The sequence below is a fragment of the Congregibacter sp. genome, assembly GCF_965662665.1.
GTDB lineage: Bacteria > Pseudomonadota > Gammaproteobacteria > Pseudomonadales > Halieaceae > Congregibacter.
Window position 1 is genome coordinate 1 of the sequence record NZ_CBFIIF010000059.1, and the last position, 3752, is coordinate 3752.

4 protein-coding genes are annotated in these 3752 nt (G+C 56.6%); 1 reads left to right on the forward strand and 3 read right to left on the reverse strand.

Annotated features, from left to right (window positions below; all coding sequences use genetic code 11):
• Positions 1 to 1439, forward strand: a 1439-nt coding sequence (locus tag ACTG39_RS14040; RefSeq protein ID WP_439108187.1) for an amidohydrolase, incomplete at its 5' end; no start/stop codon positions are given.
• A 9-nt stretch (positions 1440 to 1448) separates the two neighbouring features.
• Here ACTG39_RS14040 and ACTG39_RS14045 read toward each other — a convergent pair.
• The 3 genes from ACTG39_RS14045 to ACTG39_RS14055 all read right to left on the reverse strand — a co-directional run.
• The gene (locus ACTG39_RS14045; RefSeq protein ID WP_439108188.1) at positions 1449 to 1790 is read right to left on the reverse strand and encodes a DUF2288 domain-containing protein; all 342 of its coding nucleotides are present in this window, start codon (positions 1788 to 1790) and stop codon (positions 1449 to 1451) included.
• Complete coding sequence (locus ACTG39_RS14050) at positions 1783 to 2433, reverse strand: MBL fold metallo-hydrolase (protein WP_439108189.1); 651 nt, start codon at positions 2431 to 2433, stop codon at positions 1783 to 1785. Before ACTG39_RS14050 ends, ACTG39_RS14045 begins: the two co-directional genes overlap by 8 nt.
• Positions 2434 to 2491: 58 nt before the next feature.
• The coding region (locus ACTG39_RS14055; RefSeq protein WP_439108190.1) for a dicarboxylate/amino acid:cation symporter at positions 2492 to 3752 on the reverse strand (1261 nt) is incomplete at its 5' end.

A 3752-nucleotide genomic window follows, 5' to 3' on the forward strand; every position in this document is an offset into this window, starting at 1 on the left:
ACGTCCACCCCTCACTTCCCGCCGTGCTCACACAGTTTCCCTTCCTGGCGCCGGACAGCTGGGAACTCCCCACAGGCAGCTTTCCAGGAGCCTTAACACCCAAGGACTTTGAAAAGAAACTCCGGAAACTCGTGGCCGCGCATGATGCCGAGCTGCCCTTCATCACCTGGGGCTATCACCCTCTCTGGCATGGCGATGTGTATCGAGAACAGCTCAGCGAGTGGTTCCCCGATCAGTCCGTGATGTTGTGGCATCGCTCCTTTCACGAGCTCATCCTCAACGATGCGGCTATCGAAGAACTCGGGCTTAGCGAGGCTGAGGTTCGCGAGCTACACGAGACAGACTGGGAGCGAGGACACTTTTGGGAAAATGGCCTAAAAGCTCTGGTTCCCAAGCTGGGTTTTTTGTTTGAGCCTGCACGCTTTCTGGGCGGGATGGAGAACTTTCTGGCAATGGCCCACCGAGGCGGCGTCACTACTGCACTGGACATGGGCACGGGTATTTTCGGGAACCCGGAGCAGGAACTCGCGCTCATAAGAAAAGCGGTCGCTGATACCGACGCGCCGCTACGCATTGTCATGACGCCCATCATTACCGACTTTTTGGCGCGGGGCCGAAGCCCAGCTGAGGCTGAAGAGGAGATAGATCGCTGGCGGGAGGATAATTCCGATCGCGTAATAATTGACCATCACTTCAAGTTGATGATGGACGGTGCAATCTATAACGGGCTGGCGCAGATGGGTCCCCCGGGATATCTCGATGGGCATGAGGGCCAGTGGATGGCCCCTCTGGATGTCACTGCGGTCTGGGCCTCACATTTTTGGAAAGCGGGCTACAAAATTCACGCTCACACCAATGGTGATGCCAGCGCCGCAGCGCTCATCGAAATGCTCAAAGCACTGCAAATAGAGCATCCGCGACCGGATCATCGATTAACCCTGGAGCACTTTGCTTACACTACCGAGGAGCAGATCAGACAGTTTGCCGCGCTTGGTGGCGTGATTTCCGCAAACCCCTACTACCACTACATCTTGTCCGACCTTTATGGCGAAGCCTGGCTGGGTCCGGATCGCAGCGCGCAAATGGTTCCCCTGGGCTCTGTTGAACGTGCTGGCATGCCCCTCGCACTTCACTCCGACGCACCCATGGCACCCCTTGAGCCTCTAACCCTGGCGTGGACCGCGACTAACAGGATCACCATCAACGGCAATGCCACGGGTCAGGAACAACGCATCAGCCTCGATAGCGCCCTGCGCGGCATTACCATCGACGCGGCCTGGGTGATGGGTTGGGAGGATGAGATAGGCTCGATTCGCGCAGGCAAGCGCGCAGACTTTACTGTGCTGGAACAAGACCCCTATGCCGTGGGTATGACGGGACTTCGCGAGATCCCTGTTTGGGGAACGGTGTTTGAAGGGCGTCCCGCAAAGATCGAATAAGGATCGACACTACTCGCTATCAGAAGCTTCTGGAGGTGTTGCAGCGCTCTTTCGTTGCTGCACAAGCACCCAGGGGTCTGCAACGACGGCCCACAATGAACGATTGTCCGCGAGCCAGCGGGTGGCGCGCTCATCGCCGACGCCCTCAACACCGCCGGTATTCATCCACTGCTCGAATTGCGCCGCATTATCTTGGGATAACTGCACCGCCACCTCGATGAGATCCAGGTCGTCACTCACCAATATCAAGCGTCCCGCCGCGAAGTACCGTTGCAGCTCAGCGAATTCGATTTGGGCGGTTTGCGCGAGAAAGTCTGCCCGGCGCTGAGCCTGCTCCGGCGTATCAGCCATACCGCTGATCGGCGACAAACGGATTAGTCTGTCGTTCTTGTCCGAAAGTGGATGTAGGGCCATGACCGGGAATGAAGGTGATGTCATCTCCTAAGGGGAACAGCGTGTTACGTATGCTGTTGATGAGATCGTCATGATTGCCCTGGGGAAAGTCCGTACGACCGATAGAGCCCTGAAAGATCACATCGCCGACCCAAGCGACGCGCTGAGTGTCGTGCACAAACACCACATGGCCCGGAGTATGACCCGGACAATGAAATACTTTTAGGGTTTGCTCTCCCACGGTCACGGTATCGCCGCCCACCAGCCAACGATCCGGCTCAAAAGCCTCGGCGATGGGAAAGCTGGCCATCTTGCACCACTCGGGAAGCTTATCGATCCAAAACCGGTCGTCTTCATGGGGCCCCTCAATAGGCACCGATAGCTGTTGCCTGAGGACGTCAGAGGCCGCGCAATGATCCATGTGCCCATGGGTCAAAATGATTTTTTCGACGGTGCCCCCCAATTGATCGACCGCCGCAAGAATGCGTTCGATATCCCCACCGGGATCTACAATTGCGGCTTTACCGGTAGCCTCGCACTTGAGTATCGAACAGTTCTGCTGATACGCAGTGACGGGAACAATTGTGACCTTAATGCTCATAGGTGACCTGATTACTCATGCATGTGCTGGGGAGTTACCCACCGACTTCTTAAGCGCGTTAAGCGGCTCCAGCAGAAGCCTCCGGTACTGCAGACTCGGGATGGGCATCGGCATTCGGATTGAAGAACACCTCCTCATCAAGCTGCTTTTCGCTCTTGCCCACTACCACCGACGCCGTGGCGTCACCGGTAACGTTGACCATGGTGCGCACCATATCGAGGAGGCGATCCACACCAATGATCAGCGCGATGCCTTCAACCGGCAATCCTGCCTGCTCAAGCACCATCGCCAGAGTAATGAGTCCCACACCCGGTACCGCGGCGGTCCCCACAGATGCCAGAGTCGCGGTCAGGATCACCGTGATGTAGGCCGTCATGCTTAAATCAAAGCCATAGACCTGCGCGATAAACACCGTCGCTACGCCTTGCATGATCGCAGTGCCAGCCATGTTGATCGTGGCGCCCAAGGGCACAGTAAATCCAGCTACGGAGTTATGTACGCCGAGCTTTTTCTCAACTGTGCGCAGAGTGATAGGCAAGGTTGCCCCGGATGAAGCCGTGGAGAAAGCAAATGCCCAAACCGAGCGCATCTTCTTCAACATTACCCTGGGCGGCAGACCGGTCATTGACTTTAATATGAAGCCATAGGTAACCGTGCCGTGAAAAATCAATACTCCCAGCACCGTAAGGAAGTAAGCGCCTAGATCCAAAATCGCCCCAAGGCCCATTTCTGCGAACAGACGGCCCAGCAAGGCAAACACGCCATAGGGGGCGAAAGCCATGAGCACGCCCACCATCTTCATGACCACCGCTTCGAGATCGCTAAAGTAAGTCGCCATTCGCTGACCGGCTTCTCCCGCTCGGGAGAGTGCATAACCAAAGAGCAGGGCAAACACGATGATCTGCAGCATCTCACCATCGGCCATCGCTTGGATGGGATTACTGGGGAATATGTTCACCACCACCTCTTTAAGGGGGGGTGGCTCTGTGGCAACAAAGGCAGCACTGGTATCCAGTTGTACCGAACTGCCCGGGCCCACGAATACCGCGACAACCAAAGCTACGGTGACTGCAATTGCAGTGGTGGCCAGATAAAACAGCAGCGTCTTACCGGCAATGGGTCCCATACGAGCACTGTCGCCCAGGGAGCTCGACCCGCAAACCAGGGACACGAACACCAGTGGCACGACAAGGAGCTTGAGCGAGGCTACGAAGATTCGTCCGATGACATCGAAAACACCCCCCACCAGCCAGTCATCAATAATAGTCTTGAGCGTGCCGTCCACGGCACTGCCGTGACCGATGAGATTCAATAGTGAG